Origin of the sequence: Streptomyces sp. NPDC001728 (assembly GCF_040297565.1) — a bacterium.
In the GTDB taxonomy this organism is placed as follows: Bacteria; Actinomycetota; Actinomycetes; order Streptomycetales; family Streptomycetaceae; genus Streptomyces.
In genome coordinates this window covers 1-23,775 of record NZ_JBEOZK010000007.1, presented here as the reverse complement: position 1 = coordinate 23,775, position 23,775 = coordinate 1, and the positions used below count along the sequence as shown (strand labels likewise).

At 72.8% G+C, this 23,775-nt stretch carries 18 protein-coding genes and 1 pseudogene; 11 read left to right on the top strand and 8 right to left on the bottom strand.

Features of this window, described 5'->3' with window-relative positions; translation table 11 throughout:
- The first annotated feature begins 207 nt into the window (after positions 1-207).
- The 3 genes from ABT154_RS12945 (at position 208) to ABT154_RS12935 (ending at position 5,045) form a co-directional block, all read left to right on the top strand.
- On the top strand, positions 208-1,557 hold the full coding sequence (locus ABT154_RS12945) for a maltokinase N-terminal cap-like domain-containing protein (protein WP_351856469.1): 1,350 nt from the start codon (positions 208-210) through the stop codon (positions 1,555-1,557).
- Between the two features lie 174 nt (positions 1,558-1,731).
- Complete coding sequence (gene glgB, locus ABT154_RS12940) at positions 1,732-3,981, top strand: 1,4-alpha-glucan branching enzyme (protein ID WP_351856467.1); 2,250 nt, start codon at positions 1,732-1,734, stop codon at positions 3,979-3,981.
- Between the two features lie 173 nt (positions 3,982-4,154).
- Complete coding sequence (locus ABT154_RS12935) at positions 4,155-5,045, top strand: ScbA/BarX family gamma-butyrolactone biosynthesis protein (RefSeq protein ID WP_351856465.1); 891 nt, start codon at positions 4,155-4,157, stop codon at positions 5,043-5,045.
- Here the strand turns inward: ABT154_RS12935 and ABT154_RS12930 are convergent.
- From ABT154_RS12930 to ABT154_RS12920, 3 genes are all read right to left on the bottom strand, one after another.
- Positions 5,020-7,263: a HelD family protein gene (locus ABT154_RS12930; protein ID WP_351856463.1), complete on the bottom strand. Its 2,244-nt coding sequence runs from the start codon at positions 7,261-7,263 to the stop codon at positions 5,020-5,022. The genes ABT154_RS12935 and ABT154_RS12930 overlap by 26 nt on opposite strands.
- A gap of 168 nt (positions 7,264-7,431) precedes the next feature.
- Positions 7,432-7,770, bottom strand: a complete 339-nt coding sequence (locus ABT154_RS12925; RefSeq protein WP_351856860.1) for a thioredoxin family protein — start codon at positions 7,768-7,770, stop codon at positions 7,432-7,434.
- A gap of 5 nt (positions 7,771-7,775) precedes the next feature.
- The gene (locus ABT154_RS12920; protein ID WP_351856461.1) at positions 7,776-8,186 is read right to left on the bottom strand and encodes a MerR family transcriptional regulator; all 411 of its coding nucleotides are present in this window, start codon (positions 8,184-8,186) and stop codon (positions 7,776-7,778) included.
- Between the two features lie 59 nt (positions 8,187-8,245).
- On the opposite strand from ABT154_RS12920, the pseudogene ABT154_RS12915 reads away from it, so the two are divergent.
- Positions 8,246-8,386: pseudogene (locus tag ABT154_RS12915) on the top strand (reductase); the annotation flags it as partial.
- 94 nt (positions 8,387-8,480) lie between these two features.
- Here ABT154_RS12915 and ABT154_RS12910 read toward each other — a convergent pair.
- Complete coding sequence (locus ABT154_RS12910; RefSeq protein ID WP_502969492.1) at positions 8,481-9,893, bottom strand: cation:dicarboxylate symporter family transporter; 1,413 nt, start codon at positions 9,891-9,893, stop codon at positions 8,481-8,483.
- A gap of 129 nt (positions 9,894-10,022) precedes the next feature.
- On the opposite strand from ABT154_RS12910, the gene ABT154_RS12905 reads away from it, so the two are divergent.
- The 4 genes from ABT154_RS12905 to ABT154_RS12890 all read left to right on the top strand — a co-directional run bounded on the left by ABT154_RS12905 (position 10,023) and on the right by ABT154_RS12890 (position 13,961).
- Complete coding sequence (locus ABT154_RS12905; protein WP_351856457.1) at positions 10,023-11,744, top strand: sensor histidine kinase; 1,722 nt, start codon at positions 10,023-10,025, stop codon at positions 11,742-11,744.
- Positions 11,741-12,439 carry a response regulator gene (locus ABT154_RS12900; RefSeq protein WP_351856455.1) on the top strand — a complete coding sequence of 233 codons (699 nt, stop codon included), beginning with the start codon at positions 11,741-11,743 and terminating at the stop codon, positions 12,437-12,439. Before ABT154_RS12905 ends, ABT154_RS12900 begins: the two co-directional genes overlap by 4 nt.
- 144 nt (positions 12,440-12,583) lie before the next feature.
- A complete protein-coding gene (locus ABT154_RS12895) occupies positions 12,584-13,192 on the top strand; it encodes a helix-turn-helix transcriptional regulator (protein WP_351856858.1) in 609 nt (202 codons plus the stop codon).
- 28 nt (positions 13,193-13,220) lie between these two features.
- The gene (locus ABT154_RS12890) at positions 13,221-13,961 is read left to right on the top strand and encodes a tyrosine-protein phosphatase (RefSeq protein WP_351856453.1); all 741 of its coding nucleotides are present in this window, start codon (positions 13,221-13,223) and stop codon (positions 13,959-13,961) included.
- 21 nt (positions 13,962-13,982) lie between these two features.
- On the opposite strand, the gene ABT154_RS12885 is transcribed toward ABT154_RS12890, so the two are convergent.
- Both ABT154_RS12885 and ABT154_RS12880 read right to left on the bottom strand, forming a co-directional pair.
- A complete protein-coding gene (locus ABT154_RS12885; protein WP_351856451.1) occupies positions 13,983-15,164 on the bottom strand; it encodes a helix-turn-helix domain-containing protein in 1,182 nt (393 codons plus the stop codon).
- Positions 15,165-15,486: 322 nt separating this feature from the next.
- Entirely contained in the window at positions 15,487-16,512 is a 1,026-nt protein-coding gene (locus tag ABT154_RS12880) for an ATP-dependent 6-phosphofructokinase (RefSeq protein ID WP_351856449.1), read from the bottom strand.
- Between the two features lie 280 nt (positions 16,513-16,792).
- Between ABT154_RS12880 and pta the strand changes: the two genes are divergently transcribed.
- The 3 genes from pta (at position 16,793) to pyk (ending at position 21,649) form a co-directional block, all read left to right on the top strand.
- The gene (pta, locus tag ABT154_RS12875) at positions 16,793-18,886 is read left to right on the top strand and encodes a phosphate acetyltransferase (RefSeq protein ID WP_351856447.1); all 2,094 of its coding nucleotides are present in this window, start codon (positions 16,793-16,795) and stop codon (positions 18,884-18,886) included.
- Positions 18,883-20,136, top strand: a complete 1,254-nt coding sequence (locus tag ABT154_RS12870) for an acetate kinase (RefSeq protein WP_351856445.1) — start codon at positions 18,883-18,885, stop codon at positions 20,134-20,136. Before pta ends, ABT154_RS12870 begins: the two co-directional genes overlap by 4 nt.
- Positions 20,137-20,218: 82 nt before the next feature.
- Positions 20,219-21,649: a pyruvate kinase gene (gene pyk, locus ABT154_RS12865; RefSeq protein ID WP_351856444.1), complete on the top strand. Its 1,431-nt coding sequence runs from the start codon at positions 20,219-20,221 to the stop codon at positions 21,647-21,649.
- Positions 21,650-21,727: 78 nt separating this feature from the next.
- Here the strand turns inward: pyk and ABT154_RS12860 are convergent, their stop codons facing one another.
- Entirely contained in the window at positions 21,728-23,047 is a 1,320-nt protein-coding gene (locus tag ABT154_RS12860) for a hypothetical protein (RefSeq protein ID WP_351856442.1), read from the bottom strand.
- Positions 23,037-23,621 carry a DUF6114 domain-containing protein gene (locus tag ABT154_RS12855; RefSeq protein WP_351856440.1) on the bottom strand — a complete coding sequence of 195 codons (585 nt, stop codon included), beginning with the start codon at positions 23,619-23,621 and terminating at the stop codon, positions 23,037-23,039. The genes ABT154_RS12860 and ABT154_RS12855 overlap by 11 nt, the downstream gene beginning before the upstream one ends.
- Positions 23,622-23,775 lie beyond the last annotated feature (154 nt).

Below are 23,775 nucleotides of genomic sequence, written 5' to 3'. Positions count from 1 at the left end.
CCTCCGTCCCGCCCCGGGCACCATGTCCCCCCACACGTTCCACGTGTCGATCCAGGTCCATACGGGCCTTCTTGCCGGACCCGTACGGATCTTCCCCTTCCGACACGTCCCGCACATCCGGACAGCCCCAGCCGCCATCCGGGACACTCTGCGCATTTGAACGCATACGACAGCCAACTGCGCGCCCCGGGGAAAGGACGCGATGCCATGCCGGAGACCGCATCCACCACCCGGGCCCCGGACGCCCTCCTTCCGTCCCTCGCCCCCCTGCTCCACGAATGGCTGCCACGGCAGCGCTGGTTCGCGGGCAAGGGCCGCCGGGTCACCGGATTCACCCTGGACGCGGCCACCGAGCTGCTCCCCCTGGACGGCTCGGGACCCGGCCTCCTCCATCTGCTCGTACGGGTCGAACAGCCGGGCCGCCCGGCCGGGACGCCCGCCGACTGCTACCAACTGCTCCTGGGCGTAAGGACCCAGCTGCCGCCCCGCCTCGCCCCCGCCCTGATCGGGCGGATTCGGCAGGGCCCGCTCGCCGGACGCGCCGTGTACGAGGGGCTGCGCGATCCGCGGCTCGCCGGCCTCCTCTACGAGCGGCTGCGCACCCCGGGCCGGACCGGCCCGCTGCGCTTCCACGCCACGGCCTCGCTGCCGCCCGCCCTCGCCCCCCGGGTGCTCGACACCGAGCAGTCGAACTCGTCCCTGGTCTATGGGGATTCGTTCATCCTGAAGATCTTCCGCCGGGTCAGCCCGGGGGCCAACCCCGACCTGGAACTGCCGCTCGCCCTCGCCGGGACGGGCTGCGCCAGGGTCCCGGCCCCGGTCGCCTGGTTCGAGACGGGGGCGGCCACGCTCGGCGTCCTCCAGCCGTTCCTGCGCGACTCCCGCGACGGCTGGCGGCTCGCGCTCGACGCGCTCGCCGACGGAAGGGAGTTCGCCGCCGAGGCGCGGGCCCTCGGCCGGGCCACGGCCGAGGTCCATCTCGCCCTGGCGGAGGCGCTGCCGACCCGGCGGCTCACCCGCGCCGAGACCGAACAGCTCGCGGCGGCGATGGACCGGCGGCTGCACGCCGCCGCGCAGGCCGTCCCGGCGCTCATGCCGTACGTCCCCGGCCTCCGGGCCATCTTCGAGGCGGCGAGCGGCGCCGGCAGCGGGGGTGTGGTGCAGCGCATCCACGGCGATCTGCACCTGGGGCAGACCCTGCGGGGTTCCGACGGCGGCTGGGCCGTCATCGACTTCGAGGGCGAGCCGGCGAAGCCGCTGGACGAGCGGCGGAGCCCCCAGCCCACGGTCCGCGACGTCGCCGGGATGCTCCGCTCCTTCGACTACGCGGCCCGCACCCACCGCCCCTGGAACGCGGACTGGGCGGCGCGCTGCCGGGCCGCGTACTGCACGGGCTACGCGGAGGCGGCCGGGGCCGACCCCCGCACCGATCCCGCTCTCCTGCGCGCCTACGAGACCGACAAGGCGGTGTACGAGGTCGTCTACGAGGCCCGGCACCGGCCGGACTGGCTGCCGGTCCCGATGTCCGCGATCGAGCGCCTGTCGGCCCCCCGATGACCCGCCACGCGCGGGCCGCCGGGCCCGGCCGTACCCCCGTTCGGACCAGTGCGGGGCGCCCCCCGGCGGCCCCCGCCTGCGGGAACCGCACGCGCCCCCGTTCGGCCGAGTGTCCCGCCCCGGCACCCCACCGTTGCGCATCCGTACCCCCCGTGACCCTCAGGAGGCATCCCGGTGACCGCCCGCCCCGCAGGCAAGTCGGCCCGCAGCACCAAGTCCCCCGCGCCCCGGACGGCGCCACCGCTCGACCCGGGCGACCGGGCCCGGCTGCTCGCCGGGGAGCACCACGATCCGCACGGTGTGCTCGGCGCGCATCCGGTGCGGGGCGGGGTGGCGGTCCGGGTGCTGCGCCCGTGGGCGAAGGAGGTGACCCTCCTCACCAAGGGCCGGCGCGTCCCGCTCGCGGACGACGGCGACGGGTTCTTCTCCGCGCTGCTCCCGCTGCTGCGCAAGGTCCCCGCGTACGAGCTGCGGGTCCGCTACGACGGGCCGGACGAGCTCGCCGCGCACGACCCGTACCGCTTCCTGCCGTCCCTCGGGGAGCTGGACCTGCATCTGATCGGGGAGGGCCGGCACGAGGAGCTGTGGACGGCCCTCGGCTCCCGCGTCATGACCCACGAGGGTGTGACCGGCACCCGGTTCGCGGTGTGGGCGCCGAACGCGCGGGGAGTGCGGGTCACCGGTGACTTCACGCACTGGGACGGCACGGGTCTGCCCATGCGCTCGCTGGGCTCGACGGGCGTGTGGGAGCTGTTCGTGCCGGGGATCGGCGAGGGGGCGGTGTACAAGTACGACATCACCCGGCCGGACGGTACGCACACGGTGCGTGCGGACCCGCTGGCCCGGCGCACGGAGTGCCCGCCGAACACGGCGTCGATCGTCACCGAGTCGCACTACACCTGGGACGACGCGGAGTGGATGGCGCGGCGCGGGGCGCGCCCCCACCACGAGGCGCCGCTCAGCGTGTACGAGGTCCATCTGCCGTCCTGGCGGCCGGGGCTGACCTACCGCCAGCTCGCGGAGCAGCTGCCCGCGTACGTACGGGATCTCGGTTTCACCCATGTGGAGCTGATGCCGGTCACCGAGCATCCCTTCGGCGGTTCGTGGGGCTACCAGGTCACCGGCTTCTACGCGCCGACGGCCCGGATGGGCACCCCGGACGACTTCAGGCTCCTGGTCGACGCGCTGCACGCGGCGGGGATCGGCGTCCTGATGGACTGGGTGCCCGCGCACTTCCCGAAGGACGACTGGGCGCTCGCGGAGTTCGACGGCCGTCCGCTGTACGAGCACGAGGACCCGCGCAGGTCGCACCATCCCGACTGGGGGACCCTGGAGTTCGACTACGGCCGCAAGGAGGTGCGGAACTTCCTGGTGGCGAACGCCGTGTACTGGTGCCAGGAGTTCCACATCGACGGGCTGCGGGTGGACGCGGTGGCGTCGATGCTCTACCTGGACTACTCGCGCGAGCACGGCGAGTGGCTGCCGAACGAGTTCGGGGGCCGGGAGAACCTGGACGCGGTGGCGTTCCTCCAGGAGATGAACGCGACGGTGTACCGGCGCTGCCCGGGGATCGTGACCTTCGCGGAGGAGTCCACGGCCTGGGACGGGGTGACGCGGGCGACGGACCAGGTGGGGCCGGGCGGCCACGGCGGTCTCGGCTTCGGCATGAAGTGGAACATGGGCTGGATGCACGACTCGCTGGAGTACGTGCGGAAGGAGCCGGTGCACCGGAAGTACCACCACCACGAGATGACCTTCTCGATGGTGTACGCGTACAGCGAGAACTACATCCTGCCGATCTCCCACGACGAGGTGGTGCACGGCAAGCGGTCGCTGGTGTCGAAGATGCCGGGCGACTGGTGGCAGCAGCGGGCGAACCACCGTGCGTACCTGGGCTTCATGTGGGCCCATCCGGGCAAGCAACTCCTTTACATGGGGCAGGAGTTCGCGCAGGGCGGGGAGTGGTCGGCGGACCACGGGCCGGACTGGTGGCTGCTGGATCCGGCGTACGGGGCGGAGGCCGACCACAGGGGTGTGCGGGATCTGGTCCGCGACCTGAACACGGTGTACGCGGCGACGCCCTCGCTCTGGGAGCGGGACACGGCCCCCGAGGGCTTCCAGTGGGTGGCCGGGGACGCGGCGGAGGACAACGTGTTCGCGTTCCTGCGCTTCGACGCGTCCGGGGCGCCGCTGCTCTCGGTGTCGAACTTCTCGCCGGTGGTGCGGCACGACTACCGGCTCGGTGTGCCGGAGGACGTGGTGGCCTGGGCGGAGGTCCTGAACACGGACGCAGGCCGGTACGGCGGTGGTGACGTGGTGGGGCGGGACCCGGTGAAGACCGAGTCGGTGCCGCACCACGGGCGGGCGGCGAGCCTGCGGATGACGCTGCCGCCGCTGGCGACGGTCTGGCTGCGTCCGGCCTGAGCCCGGTACCGGGCGAGGCCCTGCGGTGCGGAGGGCCGTGGACGCAAAGGTCTGCGGCCTTCCGGTGACCGGCGATCACTCCTTGATCATTCATTCGTTCGGACACACAGTCCTCTGTTCGGCTATCTTCGCTCTCGGATCGTGCCGACGGATCCGGACGAGTGGGGACAACCATGCAGAAGACCGTGGAGCGGCCCCTGTCGCCGCAGCTCTGCCACCGGGCGCGCGGCGAGGACACCTTCCCCGTCGAGTGGCGACCGCTCGACGGGCGGGACCGCTTCGCGGTACGGGCCACCTGGCCCGCCGACCACCCGTTCTTCGCCCCGCTCGGCCGGGGCGACGAGCGGTGTCACGACCCGCTGCTCGTCGTGGAGACGCTGCGGCAGGCCACGATGGCCCTCCTGCACGCGGCCCACGGCATGCCGCTGACCCGGCACATCCTGCTCGGCGAGATCTCCCTCTCCTGCGACCCGGCGGGGCTCGCGGTGGCCGGCGAGGACGTCGACATCGAGGTCTGGTTCACCGAACTCACCTCCAGGGGAGGGGAGTTGAGTCGCATGCGGGTCGAGTGGACCGTGCGCCGGGCGGCGGGCGTCGTCGCGACCGGCGGGGCCGACGCCCGGTTCGCCGGCCCCGGGGCCTACCGCAGACTGCGCGGCGGACACGTCGAGCCCGGGGTCGTACGGCCGGGACCGGACGCCCGCCGGATCCCGGCGGACCGGACCGGCCGGACCAGACCCGAGGACGTGCTGCTCGCCCCGGGCGACCGGACGGACGCCTGGGAACTGGTCGTCGACACCGGCCACCCCACCCTCTTCCAGCGCCCCAACGACCACATACCGGGGATGCTCTTCCTCGAAGCCGCCCGGCAGGCGGCCACCGCCGCCGCCTGGCCCCGCCCCTTCGTGCCGGCCGAACTGCGGATCGCCTTCCACCGGTACGCCGAGTTCGACGGCGGCCCCTGCCTGCTCCGGGCGGAGCCCGGGAGCACGGCGGGGTCGGTCCGGGTCACCGGCCACCAGGCAGGCGAGCCGCTGTTCAGCTGCGCGCTGCGGAGCGGATGATCCCGAGGCGCTGGGTCGCCCGGGTCAGCGCCACGTACAGGTCGTTGGTGCCGTGGGCGGCGCCGGCGACGATGCCCTCCGGGTCGACGACGAGGACGGTGTCGAACTCCAGGCCCTTCGCCTGCCGGGGGTCGAGCAGCACCACCGGCCGGGTGAGGTCGGGGGCCGGTCCGTACGCGGCCTCCGGCAGGGCGGCGACCAGGCCGGGGAGCAGCTCCGGCGGGGCGATCACGGCGATCCGGCCCTCGGCGCGCAGCTCGGCCGCCACCGCGTCGGCGGCCTCCTTCACCGGGTCCTCGACCGTACGGTCCCAGGGCTCGACCCCGGTGGAGCGCACCGAACTCGGGGGCCGGAACCCGGGGTCGTCGGCCCTTCGCACCTCGGCGGCGACCGCCATGATCTCGGCGGGCGTCCGGTAGTTGACCCCGAGGCGCACCAGTTCCCAGCGGTCCTCCACATAGGGGGCGAGGATGCGTTCCCAGGCGCCGACGCCGGCCGGGTCGCCGGTCTGGGCGGGGTCGCCGACCAGGGTCATCGAGCGGTTGGGGCTGCGGCGCATCAGGAGCCGCCAGGTCATCGCGGAGAGCTCCTGCGCCTCGTCGACGATGATGTGGCCGAAGGCCCAGGTGCGGTCGGCGGCGGCCCGCTCGGCGGCGGTGCGGTGGTCGGCCTCCTCGTGGCGCTCCGCGAAGCGCTCGGCGTCGATGATGTCGTGCGCGGAGAGGACCTCGGAGGCGTCCTTGTCGTACTCCTCCTTGTCCTCGAACTCGTAGGTGCGGGAGGCGTAGGAGACGTCGAGGACGCCCTGCGCGTACTGGATCTGCTTCTGCCGTTCGGCCTCCTCGGCGGCGCGGACGGCCGAGTCGTCCTCGCCGAGGAGTTCGGCGGCCTCGTCGAGCAGGGGCACGTCGGCGGGGGTCCAGGGGCCGCCGTCGCGGCGGATCTCGCCGGCGTCCGTCTCGGTGAGGTGGGTGGGCTCGGCGAGGTAGCCGGCGAGGAACTCCCCCGGGGTGAGCACGGGCCAGAGGGTGTCGATCGCCGCGTGGACCTCGGGGTTGCCGGCGATGCCCTTGGCGAGCAGGGCGATGTCGTCGGGGCCGAGGAAGTTGGGGCCGCCGTAGGGGTCGGCGCCGATCCGGTCGGCGAGCTGCTCGGCGAGCGCGTCGAGGATCCGGAAGACGAAGTAGGGGCGGGCCAGGTTGTGCGGGAGGGCCGTCTCACGGGCCTTGTGCCGGGCCTCCAGGGCCATGTCCCAGTCGATGACGAGGTCGCCGTCCTCGTGCGGGACGACGAGCGGTTCGCCGCGCTCGGGGACCTGCTGGCGGTCCCGTACGGCGGCGGCGAGCGCCCCGGCCATCGCGAGGTCGCCCTTGACGGCGGCGGCGCGGGGGGTGTCGGTGCCGGTGGCGCGGACGCCGGGGAACAGCTCGGCGGGGGTGGCGAGGAGGACGCCGGTCTCGCCGAGCGAGGGCAGGACGTTGCCGATGTAGCCGAGGAAGGCCGGGTTGGGGCCGACGATGAGGACGGCCCGCTTGGCGAGCTGCTCGCGGTGCGCGTAGAGGAGGTACGCGGCCCGGTGCAGCGCCACGGCGGTCTTGCCGGTGCCGGGGCCGCCCTCGACGACGAGGACCCCACGGTGCGGGGAGCGGATGATGGCGTCCTGCTCGGCCTGGATGGTCTGCACGATGTCGTGCATCCGGCCGGTGCGGGCGGCGTCGAGCGCGGAGAGCAGCACCTCGTCGGCGTCGCGGCTCTCGTGACCGGTGCGGGTGGCGTCGGCGAGGTCGAGCACCTCGTCGTGGAGGGAGACGACCTCGCGCCCCCTGGTGGTGATGTGCCGGCGACGGGAGAGCCCCATGGGCTCGTACCCGGTGGCGAGGTAGAAGGGGCGGGCGATCTCGGCGCGCCAGTCCACGACGAGCGGGGTGCGGTTCGGGTCGTCCTCGCGGATGCCGAGCCGGCCGATGTGGTGGTCGGGGCCGTCCTTGAAGACCAGGCGCCCGAAGCAGAGCCCGCTCTCGCCCGCGTTGAACGCCGCGAGGAGCCCGGACTGCTCGGCGACCATCACGTCCCGTTCGAGACGGCCCTGGTTGCTGCCGACCCCGGGGGTGCGCAGGGCGCGCTCGACGGCGGCCTCGGCCTCGTCCCGCAGGACGTCGAGCCGTGCGTAGAGATCGGTGATGAATTGCTGTTCGTTCCGAAATTCCTCGGTTGACAATTCGACTCCCGGCGCGATACAGTGCGTTTATTGAACTTCTCCGTGTTTTCGGTGTGCCTGAATGGCGTGCCGGACACGGAACCCATTAATATACGCGAGCAAATACCCCGACTGTCAATTCTAGTCGGGGTATTTCCGTACGCCCTGCGGAAGCTCCGGGCGCCGGGGCTACCCGAGGACGTCCTCCAGGTCCGCCAGCAGACGGCGCTTCGGCCGGGCGCCCACGAGGGACTTCACCGGCTCCCCCGCCCGGAAGACCATCATCGTCGGGGTGGCGAGGACCCCGTACCGCAGCGCGGTCTCCGGGTTGCGGTCCACGTCGATCTCCACGATCCGCAGCCGGGCCGCCTCCTCCGTCGCGATGGCCGCGAGCACCGGCTTCAGCTGCCGGCACGGCCCGCACCACTCCGCGGTGAACTTCACCAGGACCGGCAGCCCGGCCCCCAGCACCTCCGTCCCGAAGTCCGCGTCCGTGACCTCGGCCACGCTCTCCGTGTACGTCGTCAACTCCGTCACCCCTCCGTATCCGTCACCGCTTCGAGTTCGCACCGGGGCTCCGGGCCGTGCGGCAGTTCCGCCTCGGCCCGCAGCAACTGGGCGCCCACCTGGGCGCGTACCGCCTGGAGCTGTTCGATGAGCCCGTCCAGCTCGGCGACCTTCCGCCGGTAGACGGCGATCGACGCGGGACAGGAGTCCCCCGCCGGATGCCCCGCGCGCAGGCAGTCGACGAACGGCCGCGTCTCCTCCAGCTCGAACCCGAAGTCCTGAAGGGTCCTGATCTGCTGAAGCAGCCGCAGGTCGTCCTCGTCGTACGTGCGGTACCCCCGCTCCGTACGCCGGGCGGTCAGCAGACCGCGGGACTCGTAGTACCGCAGGGCCCGCGTGGTGGTCCCCGCCTGCTCGGCCAGCTCTCCGATGCGCATGTCCCCGACCGTACGGCTTGACGCCGACGTCAAGGCAAGGAGTCAGTGCGAGGCGGCCGATCGCCGACCGGGACGACGAGGCCGCGCTGGAACGCGCGCTGGGCGGCCGGACCTTCGACGTCGTCGTCGACCAGGTCTGCCACACCCCGCGCCCGGCCGCCGTCGCACGCCGGGTCCTCGGGCCGCGCACCCGGCGCCATAGGACCGGGGTCCGGGGCGGAGCCCCGGCTCGGGAAGGGGCGGGGTGGGGAAAAGAACCCCCGCCCCGCCCCCACCCACCCGTCGGACCCGCCGTCAGACCCCGGCCCGCGCCTTCTCCTCGCCCCCCTCGGCCCGCTGATCCGGCACCGGCACCGCCGCAGCGTGCTCGTCGACGAGCGTCTTCTCGTCGAACGGCACCCGCCCCGCCAGCACCTCCGTCACCCGCGCCTTGTCGATCTCCTTGGTCCACGTGCCGACGAGCACGGTCGCCACGGCGTTCCCCGCGAAGTTGGTGAGGGCGCGCGCCTCGCTCATGAAGCGGTCGATGCCGACGATCAGGCCCACGCCGTCGACCAGGTCGGGCCGGTGCGACTGGAGACCGCCCGCGAGGGTCGCGAGACCGGCGCCGGTCACGCCCGCCGCGCCCTTCGACGCGATGATCATGAAGAGGAGCAGCGAGATCTGCTCGCCGAGCGAGAGCGGGTCGCCCATCGCCTCGGCGACGAAGAGCGAGGACATCGTGAGGTAGATCGCGGTGCCGTCGAGGTTGAAGGAGTAGCCGGTCGGCACGGTGATGCCGACGACCGGCTTGCTGACGCCCAGGTGCTCCATCTTCGCGATGAGCCGGGGAAGGGCCGACTCGGAGGACGAGGTGGAGAGGATCAGCAGGAACTCACGGCCCAGGTACTTCAGCAGGGACCAGATGTTGATCCCGGCGACCAGCCTGAGGATCGCGCCGAGCACGACGAAGACGAAGATCGCGCAGGTCAGATAGAAGCCGATCATGATGACGGCCAGCGACTTGAGCGCGTCGACACCGGTCGCGCCGACGACGGCGGCGATCGCGCCGAACGCGCCGACGGGCGCCGCCCACATGATCATGCCGAGGATGCGGAAGACCAGCCGCTGGATGTGCCCGATCCCGCGCAGGACCGGCTCGCCGGCCGACCCCATGGCCTGCAGGGCGAAGCCCGCGAGCAGCGCGACCAGGAGGGTCTGGAGGACCTCGCCCTCGGTGAACGCGGAGACGATGGTCTTGGGGATGATCCCGAGCAGGAAGTCCGGCGTGGACTCGCTCGCGCCCTCCGCCTGCTTGGCCCCGGCCTCGGCCAGCTCCTTGGTGAGGTGGAGGCCGGATCCGGGCTCCAGGATGTTGCCGACGACCAGGCCGATCGCGAGTGCGACGGTCGACATGACCAGGAAGTAGCCGAGGGCGAGTCCGCCGACGGCGCCGACCTTGGCGGCCTTCCGCACCGAGCCGACGCCGAGGACGATCGTGCAGAAGATGATCGGCGAGATCATCATCTTGATCAGGTTGACGAATCCGGTGCCCAGCGGCTTGAGCTCGACGGCGACGCCCGGGGCCAGGAACCCGACCGTGATGCCGAGCAGTACGGCGCCGATGACGGCCAGATACAGATAGTGGGTACGGTCCCGGCGTGCGGCCACGGGGTCCTCCTCGTGCTGATGGGTGTCCACGTCCCGGTGGACTCCGCGACTATCCATCAGCCTGTGACCGGGGTCACCGTTGCGTACGTTTCGTTCACGGCCGAAACGTCGGGAGGCCCGTACGGGAAGGGAACGATTCGGGAACGCAATGCTCAGGAGCAAATTCCGGCGTGCACACTTACCCGCATGCGTCTCCCCCTTCCCCGCCCCCGCAGCCTGGCCGGCCAGCTCTTCGCGATGCAGGTCGTGCTGGTGGCCGTCGTCGTGGCGGGGTGCGCGGTCTTCGCGTACGTCACGGACCGGGCGCAGGCCGAGGAGACCGCGCGGCGCCAGGCGACGGCGACCGCCGCCGCCGTGGCCGACTCCCCCTCGGTGGTCGCCGCGGCCCGCTCCGCCGACCCGACGGCGGCCCTCCAGCCGTACGCCGAGTCGCTGCGCCGCCACGCGGGCGTGGCGTTCGTGGTGATCATGGCCCCGGACGGCACCCGCTGGACGCACCCCGAGCCGGAGCAGATCGGCCGGACCTACCTCGGGCACATCGAGCAGGCGCGGGCCGGCCGGCCGTACTCCGAGACCCACCTCGGGATCCTCGGCCCCTCCGTACGGACGGTGGCGCCGGTCTTCGACGGCGGCGGCCGGGTGGTCGCGCTGGTCAGCGCGGGCATCACCATCGACAAGATCAGCGAGCAGGTACGGGAGCAGGTCACCGCCCTGCTAGGCATGGCGGGCGTGGCGCTGGCGCTCGGCGGCGCGGGCACGTACGTGGTCAACGCGCGGCTGCGCCGCCATACGCACGGCATGAACGCGACGGAGCTGAGCCGGATGCACGACTATCACGAGGCCGCGCTGCACGCGGTGCGCGAGGGGCTCGTGATGCTCGACGGGCAGCGGCGGATCGCCCTCATCAACGACGGCGCGCGGGAGCTGCTCGGCCTGGACGAGGGGGCCGTCGGCCGGCCGGCGACCGGACTCGGCCTGCCCGCGCCGCTGACGGGCGCGCTGCTGTCCTCGGAGCCGCGCGTCGACGAGACCCATCTGACCGCCGACCGGGTCCTCGTCGTCAACACCCGCCCGGTGGTGGGCGGGGAGCGGCGCGGCACCGTCGTCACGCTCCGGGACCGCACCGAGCTGCAGACGCTGTCCGGCGAGCTGGACTCGGAGCGGGGGTTCACGGAGGCGCTGCGCTCGCAGGCCCACGAGGCGGCGAACCGGCTGCACACCGTGGTGTCGCTCATCGAGCTGGGCCGGGTGGCGGAGGCCGTGGAGTTCGCGACGGCGGAGCTGGAGCTCGCCCAGGCGCTGACCGACCGGGTCGTCGACGCCGTGGGCGAACCGGTGCTCGCGGCACTGCTGCTCGGGAAGGCGGCGCAGGCCAACGAGCGGGGCGTGGAGCTGGTCCTCACCGAGGACAGCCGGATCGACGACGGCCTGGTCCCGGCGACGCTGCCGTCCCGTGACCTGGTGACGATCCTGGGCAATCTGATCGACAACGCCGTGGAGGCGGCGGGCGGCACCCCGCACGCGCGGGTGACGGTCACCGTGGCGGCCCGGACGGGCGACGGCGAGCTGCTGCTCCGGGTCGGCGACAGCGGCCCCGGCGTCCGCCCGGCCGACCGCGACGCGGTACTCGGCCGCGGCTGGACCACCCGGGGCCCCGGCCGGGGCCTCGGCCTGGCCCTGGTCGGCCAGGCGGTCTCCCGCGCGTCGGGCACGCTGGACGTCACGGACGCGGCGGAGGGCGGGGCGGAGGGCGGGGCGGAGTTCACGGTCCGGCTGCCGCTGGCGGGCACCGCACCGGCACCCGCGCCCGCACAGGCACACGCACCCGCACGGGTCGGCCCCCGCCCGGGCGCCCGCTCCCCCCGTACCCCCAGCACCGACAACCGCACCACCGAGGTGTCCGCATGAGTGGTGTCGCGCCCCTCCGTGTTCTCGTCGTCGAGGACGATCCCGTCGCCGCCGACGCCCACGCGCTCTACACCGGGCGCGTCGAGGGCTTCACCGTCGTCGGTGTCGCCCACTCCCGCGCCGCCGCCGTGCGCGTGCTCGACCGGACGCCGGTCGACCTGATCCTGCTCGACCTGTACCTGCCCGACGGCCACGGCCTCCAGCTGCTCCGCGCGCTGCGCGCCGCCGGGCACTCCGCCGACGTCATCGCCGTGACCTCCGCCCGCGACCTCGCCGTCGTACGGGAGGGCGTCTCCCTCGGCGTCGTCCAGTACGTCCTGAAGCCCTTCGCCTTCGCGACCCTCCGGGACCGGCTCGCCCGGTACGCCGAGTTCCGGGCCTCCGCCGGCGAGGCCTCCGGGCAGGACGAGGTGGACCGGGCCCTCGCGACCCTGCGGGCCCCGCACCCCGCGACCCTCCCGAAGGGCCTGAGCGCGCCCACTCTGGAGGCCGTCACCCGTGGCCTCAGGGCCGCCCCCGCCGGGCTCACCGCCGCCGAGGCCGGAGCGGCCGTCGGGATCTCCCGGATCACCGCCCGCCGCTATCTGGAACACCTGGTCACGGGGGGCCGGGCGGTACGCGCCCCGCAGTACGGCCAGATCGGCCGGCCCGAGCTCCAGTACCGCTGGCTGGACGGCGGGAACCGCGGTTACTGATCGGTTCCCACGTTCCTACGACCTCGCACGTTGGCGGAACGCACCGTAGCCGGCCGTCACCCTCCGCACTACCGTGGCCGGGTGCACCAACCCTCCCCGCCCTTCGACGCCCTGGCCGCCCGTCGGCTCCGCGAGGGCCTCGGCATGGCCCCGGGCCATGTCGCGTACGGCCTCCGCGCGCAGTACGGCCTCCTCGTCCACCCCGACACCGTCCTCGCCTGGGAACGTGGCCGCGCCGTCCCCGGCGAGCAGGAACTCACCGCCCTCGCGGGTGTGCTGTGGTGCTCCCCCGCCGAGCTGATGGCCGCCGCCTCCAGCCTGCGCGAGCACCGCATGGCGCGCGGGCTCACGGCGGACGAGCTGGCCCGGCACGTGGGGCTCTCGGCCCAGGCGTACCAGCGGATGGAGGACGAGGGGCGCTGGCGCGGCACCGAACGCCAGACGGCCGCCCTCGCCGAGGTCCTCGGCCTCGGCCCGCGCGCCCTGATCACCGCGACCGGCGGCGACGAGCGTCTCGCCGAGCTGCTGCGCGACGCCGCGACCACGCGCTGGCAGGCGTACGTGAAACCGGCGGTGAAGATGCTGCCGCTGCCCAAGCGGACCGTGGAGTCCGCGCTCCAGCGGCTGCACACCGAGTACCACGCCCGGATGGCGGCGACCAGCAGCTGGGGTGCCTCGGCCGCGACCGGCGACGAGGGCCGCGCGTACCTGGACGGGATCACCGGCCATTTCTGGGCGGCCACGGGCGCCTGAGCCGGCGCGGCTCCGTACATTTGGCGTCGTGAGACGACACATACCCTTCGAACGACTCCACAACTTCCGTGACCTGGGCGGCTATCGGACCGCCGACGGCGGGACCGTGCGGTGGGAGACCCTCTACCGCTCCGACTCCCTCGCCAAGCTCGCGGACGCCGGACCGGATGACCAGGAACGCTTCCGCGCGCTGGCCGTCGCCACCGTGATCGACCTGCGCTACCCGTGGGAGATCGCCGCCAAGGGCCGCCTGCCGGAGACCGCGGGCGTCGACTGGCACAACCTCTCCATCGAGCACCGCCCCTACGACCAGGCGGAGATCGACCCCGCGCTCGACCCCTGGCGCTACCTCGCGGACCGCTTCGCCGAGGTCGCCGAGGACGGCGCGGCGGAGCTCCGTACGGCCCTGGAGGTCATCGCCCAGGCCGACGGACCGCTCGTCTTCCACTGCGCCTCGGGGAAGGACCGTACGGGTCTGCTCGCGGCCGTCGTCCTCGCCCTCCTCGGCGTCCCGGACGAGGAGATCCTCGCGGACTTCGCGCTCACCGAACTCGCCACGGAGCGGCTGATCGCCGACTGGCGGGCGGCGCACCCCGGCCGGGAGCCGCGCTGGCCGGGGTACGGCCGGGCGCCCGCCGAGATCATCCGGCTGTTCCTCGAAGACCTGCGCGCGCGGTACGGCTCCGTGGACGCGTACGTCACCGGCCATGTCGGGCTCGACCCGGCGGTGGTGACGGCGCTCAGGGCCCGGCTCGTCGAGGCCCCGTAGCCGCCGCGCCGCCCGGCCCGGTCAGTCCCGGCGCTCGAAGGTGAAGAGCTGGCCGGCGGCGTCCGGCGCGCAGGGCGCCTGGGCGAGCGGCGCCCAGGCCGCGTCACGGTCACCGGTGACCGTGACGCAGCTGCCGGGCGTCGCGGAACCGACCGGGACGATCCGGTGGCCCCGGACGGGACGGCCGTACGGTTCGAGGGCGAAGGTCTCCACCCGGCTCGGATCGCCGCACTCGGAGTCCTCGTACGCGGCACCGGGGACGCGCCCGCCGGACGGTATGCCCGAGCAGCCGGGGCCGAGGTCCGGGTGGTCCGAGGCGATCCTCCACCGGCCGGCGCCCACCGCCACCAGCGAGTAGAGCGGCACGCCCGGCTCGGCGCAGGGCACCTGGTGGACCTGCCCGGTCCGGGTGCCGCGCCGCTCCCCGAGGCAGAGGCCGGTGCCGGTCACCCGGATGCGTACGTCCCCGGCGGCGGGCGCGGAGGCGGAGGCGACGGGGGTACGGGGCGGCTGCCCGGCGGGCCCGGTGCGCCCGTCGCGCAGGAACGCGACCACGCTGACCCCGGCGAGCACGAGCCCGGCCACGGCGACGACGGCGACGAGGGCGCGCCGTATCCGCGACGGGGCGGGGTCGGGGGAGCCCTGGGGATCGGGCCCCACGGGCCAGACGGGCGAGGGCGGACGGTGGTCGGGACCGGGAACGTCCGGGGGCAGGGGGCCGTCCGAGGGCCAGGGTGCATCCGGCGGCCGGGGCCCGTCCGAGGCGTCGGGCACCCCGGAGGCTTCCGGCGAGGCCGAGGGGCCGGGCGCCCCCGTGTCCGTACCGCCACGGCCTGCACCCGGAGCCGCACCCGCACCCGCACCCGCATCAGGGCTCACGCCGTCCTCGGGATCCGCGCCCGCCTCCCCCTCCCCCCGTACCCCCGCCAGCCGTCTCCGTGTCGTCCGCCAGTGCGCCAGCTCCGCCGGCGGCGCCCCGCACGCGCGGACGAAGACGGTCAGCAGCTCCTCGCGGGGCAGGGTCGCGCGGGCCAGCATGTCGGCCACGGTGGACCGGGGCAGGACGTCCCCCCGCGCCTCCGCCCGCGCCGACAGATCGCGGTAGGTCAGGCCCGACCAGTCCTTGAGGGCCTGGAGCCGCGCGAGGAACTCGGCGGGCGTCCGTGCCTCCCGCGGGTCAGGGGCGTGCTCCCCCGGGCTCATCCGCGCGTCTCCCTTCCGCCGGACGGGTATGGGACATGTCCGGGACAGGCCCCAAGCCTTGTTGATCGCGCCCTCCGGCTCAAGAGTGGAATCCGGCATTTCCGGAGGTGATGCCGGGCACGCAGAAGGGGCCCCGACCGTCCACGAGGGGACGGTCGGGGCCACTCGGGTCCGCCGGGGTCCCGGTCGGGATCCGGGACAGGTCGGGCCGAAGGGCCGAACGGCGGACCGGTCGAAGGGCCCGGCCGAAGGGCCGAACGGCGGACCGGTCGAAGGGCCGAACGGCGGACCGGTCGACCCGTCCGCCGAGACGGCCGGCCGACTAGAACACCGACTCCGCCTCGAGCATGCGGTCCTCCGGGACCGTCTTGAGCTGGGTCACGGCCTCCGCCAGCGGCACCATCTCGATGTTCGTGCCGCGCAGCGCCGTCATCCGGCCGAAGTCACCGCGGTGCGCGGCCTCCACCGCGTGCCAGCCGAAGCGGGTGGCGAGCACCCGGTCGTACGCCGTCGGCGTGCCGCCGCGCTGGACGTGACCGAGGATGACCGGGCGGGCCTCCTTGCCGAGGCGCCGCTCCAGCTCGACGGCGAGCTGGTTGCCGATGCCCTGGAAGCGCTCGTGGCCGAACTGGTCGATCTCGCCCTTCTTGTACTCCATCGAGCCCTCGGCCGGATGGGCTCCCTCGGCGACGCAGATGACGGCGAACTTCTTGCCGCGGGCGAAGCGCTCCTCGACCATCTTGACCAGGTCGTCCACCTGGAAGGGGCGCTCGGGGAGGCAGATGCCGTGGGCGCCGCCGGCCATGCCGGACTCCAGGGCGATCCAGCCGGCGTGGCGGCCCATCACCTCGACGACCATCACCCGCTGGTGGGACTCGGCGGTGGTCTTGAGGCGGTCCATCGCCTCGGTGGCGACGCCGACGGCGGTGTCGAAGCCGAAGGTGCGGTCCGTGGACGAGATGTCGTTGTCGATCGTCTTCGGGACGCCGACGACGGGCATGCCGGCGTCGGAGAGCATCCGGGCGGCGGTCAGGGTGCCTTCGCCGCCGATGGGGATGAGGACGTCGATGCCGTAGGTGCGGGCGAGGTCGGGGGCGGACTCGGCGGCCTCGCGGAGCCGGTTGCGCTCCAGCCGGGCCGAGCCGAGGATGGTGCCGCCGCGGGCCAGGATGCCGCTGACGGCGTTGAGGTCGAGCGGGCGGTAGTGCCCGTCGAGCAGTCCCTTGAACCCGTCCTCGAAACCGATGACTTCGTCGTCGTGGCCGGTGAGCGCCCGGTGCACGACCGACCGGATCACTGCGTTCAGGCCGGGGCAGTCGCCGCCTGCGGTGAGAACTCCGATGCGCATCGTGCTGTGTCTCCTGCTCGGTCGCGTTCCGTTGTGAGCCACCGCAATTCTCACACGCCGGACCTGACCGGGCCGCTCGCGGCCGTTCCGCGCGTCCCTCCCGAGGCTTCCGAGGAGGCCTTTCGTCCCGGGTTCAGGGCCCTTCGTCCGGCGGGCGACTTAACTATCGGCGGGGGTATTGTCAAGGGGGTAATGCCGCCCTATCGGGGCCTTCTGAGGACGGCCGGTTGACGACTGGGGCCGGCCCCGAGTTCCGCAGGACTGGACAGGAGACCACGGCGTGACGCGCAGCGTGTACGTGACCGGGATCGACCGCGGTGACGGCCGCCAGGTCGTCGAGCTGGGAGTCATGGAGCTCCTCACCCGACAGGTGGACCGGGTGGGGGTGTTCCGGCCGCTGGTGCACGACGGCCCCGACCGGCTCTTCGACCTGCTGCGCTCCCGCTACCGGCTCTCGCAGGACGCCTCCACGGTCTACGGCATGGACTACCACGAGGCCTCCGCGCTCCAGGCCGAGCAGGGCACCGACGAGCTGGTGTCGCAGCTCGTGGACCGCTTCCACGCGGTGGCCCGCGCCTACGAGGTCGTCCTCGTCCTCGGCACCGACTTCGCCGCCACCCAGCTCCCCGACGAACTCGCGCTCAACGCCCGCCTGGCCAACGAGTTCGGCGCCTCCGTCATCCCGGTCGTCGGCGGCAAGGGCCAGCCGGCGGAGTCCGTACGGGCCGAGGCGCGCAACGCCTTCCGGGCGTACGACGGACTCGGCTGCGACGTCCTCGCGATGGTCGTCAACCGGGTGGCCGCCGAGGACCGCGAGTCCATCGCCGAGCGGCTGGCCGCCCGGCTGCCCGTGCCCTGCTACGTCCTGCCGGACGAGCCGGTGCTCGGCGCGCCCACCGTCTCCCAGATCACCCACGCCCTGGGCGCCTCCGTCGTCCTCGGTGACGATGCGGGGCTCTCGCGGGACGCGCTCGACTTCGTCTTCGGCGGCGCGATGCTGCCGAACTTCCTCAAGGCGCTGACCCCCGGCTGTCTGGTCGTCACCCCCGGGGACCGGGCCGACCTGGTCGTCGGCGCGCTCGCCGCGCACTCGGCCGGCACCCCGCCGATCGCCGGTGTGCTGCTCACCCTGGACGAGCGGCCCGGCGCGGAGATCCTGACCCTGGCGGCCCGGCTGGCTCCGGGCACCCCGGTCATCTCCGTACCGGGAAACAGCTTCCCGACCGCCGCCGAACTCTTCGCCCTCGAAGGCAAAATGAACGCGGCCACCCCCCGCAAGGCGGAGACCGCCCTCGGTCTGTTCGAGCGGCATGTCGACACGGCCGACCTGCTCAAGCGGGTCTCGGTGGCCCGCAGCGGCCGGGTCACCCCGATGATGTTCGAGCACGAGCTGATCGAGCAGGCGCGCACCGACCGGCGCCGGGTGGTACTCCCCGAGGGCACCGAGGAGCGGGTGCTGCGCGCCGCCGACGTGCTGATGCGCCGTGACGTCTGCGACCTGACCCTGCTCGGCGACGTGGAGACCATCCGCAAGAAGGCCGCCGACCTCGGCGTCACGCTGGGGGACACACAGCTGATCGACCCGCAGACCTCGGAGCTGCGCGACTCGTTCGCCGAGAGGTACGCGGCGCTGCGGGCCCACAAGGGCGTGACGGTGGAGCTGGCGTACGACGTGGTCTCGGACGTCAACTACTTCGGCACGCTGATGGTCCAGGAGGGGCTGGCCGACGGCATGGTCTCCGGCTCGGTGCACTCCACGGCGGCGACGATCCGCCCGGCCTTCGAGATCATCAAGACGAAGCCGGAGGCCTCGATCGTCTCCTCGGTGTTCTTCATGTGCCTCGCCGACAAGGTCCTCGTGTACGGCGACTGCGCGGTCAACCCGGACCCGAACGCCGAGCAGCTCGCCGACATCGCCGTCCAGTCGGCGGCCACCGCCGCCCGCTTCGGCGTCGAGCCGCGGATCGCGATGCTCTCGTACTCCACCGGCACCTCGGGCTCCGGCGCCGACGTCGACAAGGTGCGGGAGGCGACCAAGCTGGTCCGCGCGGCGCGGCCGGATCTGCGGATCGAGGGGCCCATCCAGTACGACGCCGCCGTCGAGCCCTCGGTCGCGGCGACGAAGCTGCCGGACTCGGAGGTGGCGGGGCAGGCGACCGTGCTGATCTTCCCCGACCTCAACACCGGCAACAACACGTACAAGGCCGTGCAGCGTTCGGCCGGCGCCGTGGCCGTCGGCCCGGTGCTCCAGGGTCTGCGCAAGCCCGTGAACGACCTCTCGCGGGGCGCGCTCGTCAGCGACATCGTCAACACGGTCGCCATCACGGCGATCCAGTCCCAGGTCCCCTCCCAGGGTCAGGAGCTCCCCGCATGACCGCCCCCACCACCGTGTCCGCCACCGTTCCGGCCCGCGTACTGGTCCTCAACTCCGGTTCCTCCTCGGTGAAGTACCAGCTGCTCGACATGCGCGAGGGCGGTCGGCTGGCGCAGGGGCTCGTGGAGCGCATCGGCGAGGAGACCTCGCGGCTCGTGCACACCCCGCTCCAGGGCGGTGGCGGAGAGAGGCGCGAGAAGACCGGCCCGATCGCCGATCACGCGGCGGCGCTCAAGGCGGTCGCCGAGGAGCTGGCGGCGGACGGCCTCGGCCTCGACTCCCCCGAACTGGCGGCGATCGGCCACCGGGTGGTGCACGGCGGGCTGCGGTTCACCGAGCCGACGGTGATCGACGACGAGGTGCTCGCCGAGATCGAGCGGCTCGTGCCGGTGGCGCCGCTGCACAACCCGGCGAACCTCACGGGCATCCGTACGGCGATGGCGCTCCGCCCCGACCTGCCGCAGATCGCGGTCTTCGACACCGCCTTCCACACGACGATGCCGGAGTCTGCGGCGCGGTACGCGATCGACGTGGCGACGGCCGACGCGCACCGGATCCGGCGGTACGGCTTCCACGGCACCTCGCACGCGTACGTGTCGCGCGAGACCGCGAAGCTGCTGGGGAAGACGCCGGAGGAGGTGAACGTGATCGTGCTGCACCTGGGGAACGGCGCCTCCGCCTCGGCGGTGCGGGGCGGCCGGTGCGTGGACACCTCGATGGGTCTGACGCCCCTGGAGGGCCTGGTCATGGGCACCCGCTCGGGCGACATCGACCCGGCGGTCACCTTCCATCTGAAGCGGGTGGCGGGGATGTCGGCGGACGAGATCGACGTACTCCTGAACAAGAGGTCCGGTCTGGTCGGGCTCTGCGGCGACAACGACATGCGGGAGATCCGGCGCCGCGTGGACGAGGGCGATCCGGCGGCGGCGCTGGCCTTCGACATCTACGTCCACCGGCTGAAGAAGTACATCGGCGCGTACTACGCGGTGCTCGGCCGGGTGGACGCCGTGGTGTTCACGGCGGGGGTCGGCGAGAACGCGGCCCCGGTGCGGGAGGCTGCGATCACGGGCCTGGAGGAGCTGGGTCTGGCGGTGGACGCGGACCTCAACTCCGTACGTTCCGACGAGGCGCGGCTGATCTCGCCGGACTACGCGCGGGTGGCCGTCGCGGTGGTGCCGACGGACGAGGAACTGGAGATCGCCCGCCAGACCTTCGCGCTCGTTCAGAGCAGAGCGGGCTCGAACGAGTGAACGCCTGAGCGACCCCGCGCCCATTTGTACTTTCCGCCAGTCGGAATATTCCGCAGTGAAACAAACCGATAGGATCCGCCTCATGCGCCGTTCCAAAATCGTCTGCACGCTGGGCCCCGCCGTCGACTCGTATGAGCAGCTGAAGGCTCTCATCGAGGCCGGCATGAACGTGGCCCGATTCAACTTCAGCCACGGATCCCAGGCGGAGCACCAGGAGCGGTACGACCGCGTCCGGCAGGTCTCCGCGGACACCGGCCGCGCCGTCGGCGTGCTCGCCGACCTCCAGGGTCCCAAGATCCGCCTCGAGACCTTCGCCGAGGGCCCGGTCGAGCTGGTCCGCGGTGACGAGTTCACCATCACGACCGAGGACGTCCCGGGCGACAAGTCCATCTGCGGCACCACGTACAAGGGCCTGCCCGGGGACGTCTCCAAGGGCGACCAGGTCCTCATCAACGACGGCAACGTCGAGCTGCGCGTCGTCGAGGTCGAGGGCCCCCGGGTCAAGACGATCGTCGTCGAGGGCGGGGTCATCTCCGACCACAAGGGCATCAACCTGCCCGGCGCGGCGGTCAACGTCCCCGCGCTGTCGGAGAAGGACGTCGACGACCTCCGCTTCGCGCTCCGGATGGGCTGCGACATGGTCGCGCTGTCCTTCGTCCGCGACGCCGACGACGTCAAGGACGTCCACAAGGTGATGGACGAGGAGGGCCGCCGGGTCCCCGTCATCGCCAAGGTGGAGAAGCCGCAGGCCGTCGAGAACATGGAGGCCGTCGTCGCGGCCTTCGACGCGGTCATGGTGGCCCGTGGCGACCTCGCCGTCGAGTACCCGCTCGAGAAGGTCCCGATGGTGCAGAAGCGCCTCGTCGAGATGTGCCGCCGCAACGCCAAGCCGGTCATCGTCGCCACCCAGATGATGGAGTCGATGATCACCAACTCCCGTCCGACCCGCGCCGAGGCGAGCGATGTCGCCAACGCGATCCTGGACGGCGCGGACGCGGTCATGCTGTCGGCCGAGTCCTCGGTCGGCGCGTACCCGATCGAGACCGTGAAGACGATGTCGAAGATCGTCACCGCGGCCGAGGAGGAGCTGCTCTCCAAGGGCCTCCAGCCCCTGGTCCCGGGCAAGAAGCCGCGCACCCAGGGCGGCTCCGTCGCCCGCGCGGCCTGCGAGATCGCGGACTTCCTCGACGGCAAGGCCCTGATCGCCTTCACCCAGTCCGGCGACACGGCCCGCCGCCTCTCGCGCTACCGCACGCAGCAGCCGATCCTCGCCTTCACGACGGACGAGGGCACCCGCAACCAGCTCACCCTGAGCTGGGGCGTGGAGTCCTTCCTCGTCCCGTTCGTGGACAACACGGACGCGATGGTCGACCTCGTGGACGCGGAACTCCTGAAGCTCCAGCGCCACAACCAGGGCGACACGATGATCATCACCGCCGGCTCGCCCCCCGGCGTCCCGGGCACGACGAACATGGTCCGCGTCCACCACCTGGGCGGCAGCGAACGCGCCTGACGCGCCCCGGTCCATGACGAAGCCCCCGTCCGATACGGACGGGGGCTTCGTCGTGTGCGGCTCCCGGACGGTGCCGGGTCAGCTCGGTTCGATCGTGTTGCGGAGGTCCTCGACCCTGAGGGTGCCGCCGAACTGTCCTGCCTGCTTGAGCTTCACCTTGGTGAAGAAGACCCACGGGAGGTCCACCGGGGGCGGGGACTGGGCGCTGAAGGTGATCGGGACGAGGCCGATGAGGTTGCCCTTCAGCTCCTCGGTGTACATCGTCACCGTGCCCTCGGTGATCGTCGACGTCGAACCCGCCCTGGAGCGCACATGGGCCGTGCGGCCGTCGGAGTGGTCCGTCATCTGGTGCAGGTCCTTGATGTCCACCGAGGTCGCGGTGAACTTGAGGACCTTCTTCGTCTTGCCGCCGTACGTCCTGACCTCGACGATGCCGTGGTACTTCAGACCGCTCAGGGTGAGCAGCGAGCTCTCCAGGCGCCACGACTCGTCCGGGAGCAGCGGGATGCCGGGCTCCAGTTCGGCCGCCGCGAGGGCCTTCGCGTCGAGTTCGGGGCACGGGAAGCGGGGCTTGGCGCCCTCGGGTATGTCCTCGTCCTTCTTGGCGTCGAGGCCCTTGGCGCTGTCCGGCAGCTGCTCGACCTTCACGCCGGCCTTCTCGGCCGCCTTCTCGATCGCCGCCTTGGTCTTCTCGGCGGCCGGATCGGCGGTCGCCTTCGGCTCGTCGGGGGTCGCCGCCTTCTGGGCGGGAGCCTTCGTCGTGGCCGGAGCGGGCGCCTGGGTCGTCGGGGCCGCTGCCGGCGGCGTCGTCGTGGGTGTCGCCGTGGGTGTCGGCGTCGCCGTCGGGTCCGGGCCGTCGAGAAGGTCCTTCAGGGCGTCGCCCCAGCCCAGCGGGTCGAGCGGGTTCTTCGACTTCGTCGGGGTCGGCGTCGGGGTCGGCGTGGGTGTCGCCGTGGCCGTCGGCTTCGCGGCCGGCGCCGTGCCCGACCGCTCCTGCGTCCGCTGCGTCGTCGCCTGACCGCTCTCCGTCGAAGTCGGCGTGGGCGTCGGCGTGGCCGTCGCGGTCCCGGTCGGTCCCGTGGTCGGCGTGGCCGTCGGGGACGCCGAGGCCGTCGACGTCGGGCTCGGCTTCGCGGTCTCGGCCGGCTTCGTCGGCTCGTCGGTCACCGGCTCGTCGGAGCGGGTCACACAGGGGCCGGGCGCGAAGGGGAAGTCCTTGTCGTCGGCGAGGGCGACCTTGGGCGTGAGGCCCATCCCCACGAACACAGCGGTCGGCATGGCGGCCAGCGCCATCGCCTTGCCCGCGGGGCCCTGGATCCTGTTCAGCAGCGTCTTGCGCGGGGCCGCGTGACGCGGGCCCTCCTTCGCGAGCGCAGACTGATTCTCGTCACCCCGCACTGTTCCTCCCGCCGTTGGCGTCGATCGTCGTTTCGGTCGCGTGGTGCTCCGCCTCGCGCTGCTCCGGGACGCCTGCGACGTACAGGGCCTCGGTCCCGGCCGGCTCCGCCGGCTCGCGGTCGTGCTCGTCCTCGTACGCGCGGTCGCGCTCGCCGTCGCCCTCCGCGTCGACGGCCTCCTCGACCGGTGGCGCGGGCGCCCACGAGGCGGACATGCCGCCGCCGATGAGGGCGAGCAGGAACCCGATGACCAGACCACCGAAGTTCGACACGGGAATGGAGACCAGCCCCAGGACGATCGTCGCGACGCCGGCGAAGACCCGGACGATGGGCTGGAACCACATCGTCAGACCGAGCGTGACGAGCAGGACGCCGATGATCAGCGCGCCGGATCCCGCGGTCGTCTTCATCGCCATGGTGATGTTGCCGAGCCTCATGTCCCCGTAGGGGAGGTAGGCGATCGGCAGACCACCGAGGATGGTGAACAGTCCTGCCCAGAACGGCCGGGTCTGCCGCCAGACCTTGAACCGGTTCTCCTTGCGGACTCCTTGGGAGGCAGGGGTCTCGGCGCTCATGGAAACAGCTCCCTGGAAGCGGTGTTGCTGAGAAGAGGTGGAGAGGCGGGGACGAGGCCCCGGAGCGGGTGTGGGCCGCCGCGGCCCTTCTCCGCCCCCATCCGCATCGGTGGCGGATGGAACACCTTCAACAACCTGCTGTCCGTCGGTGACG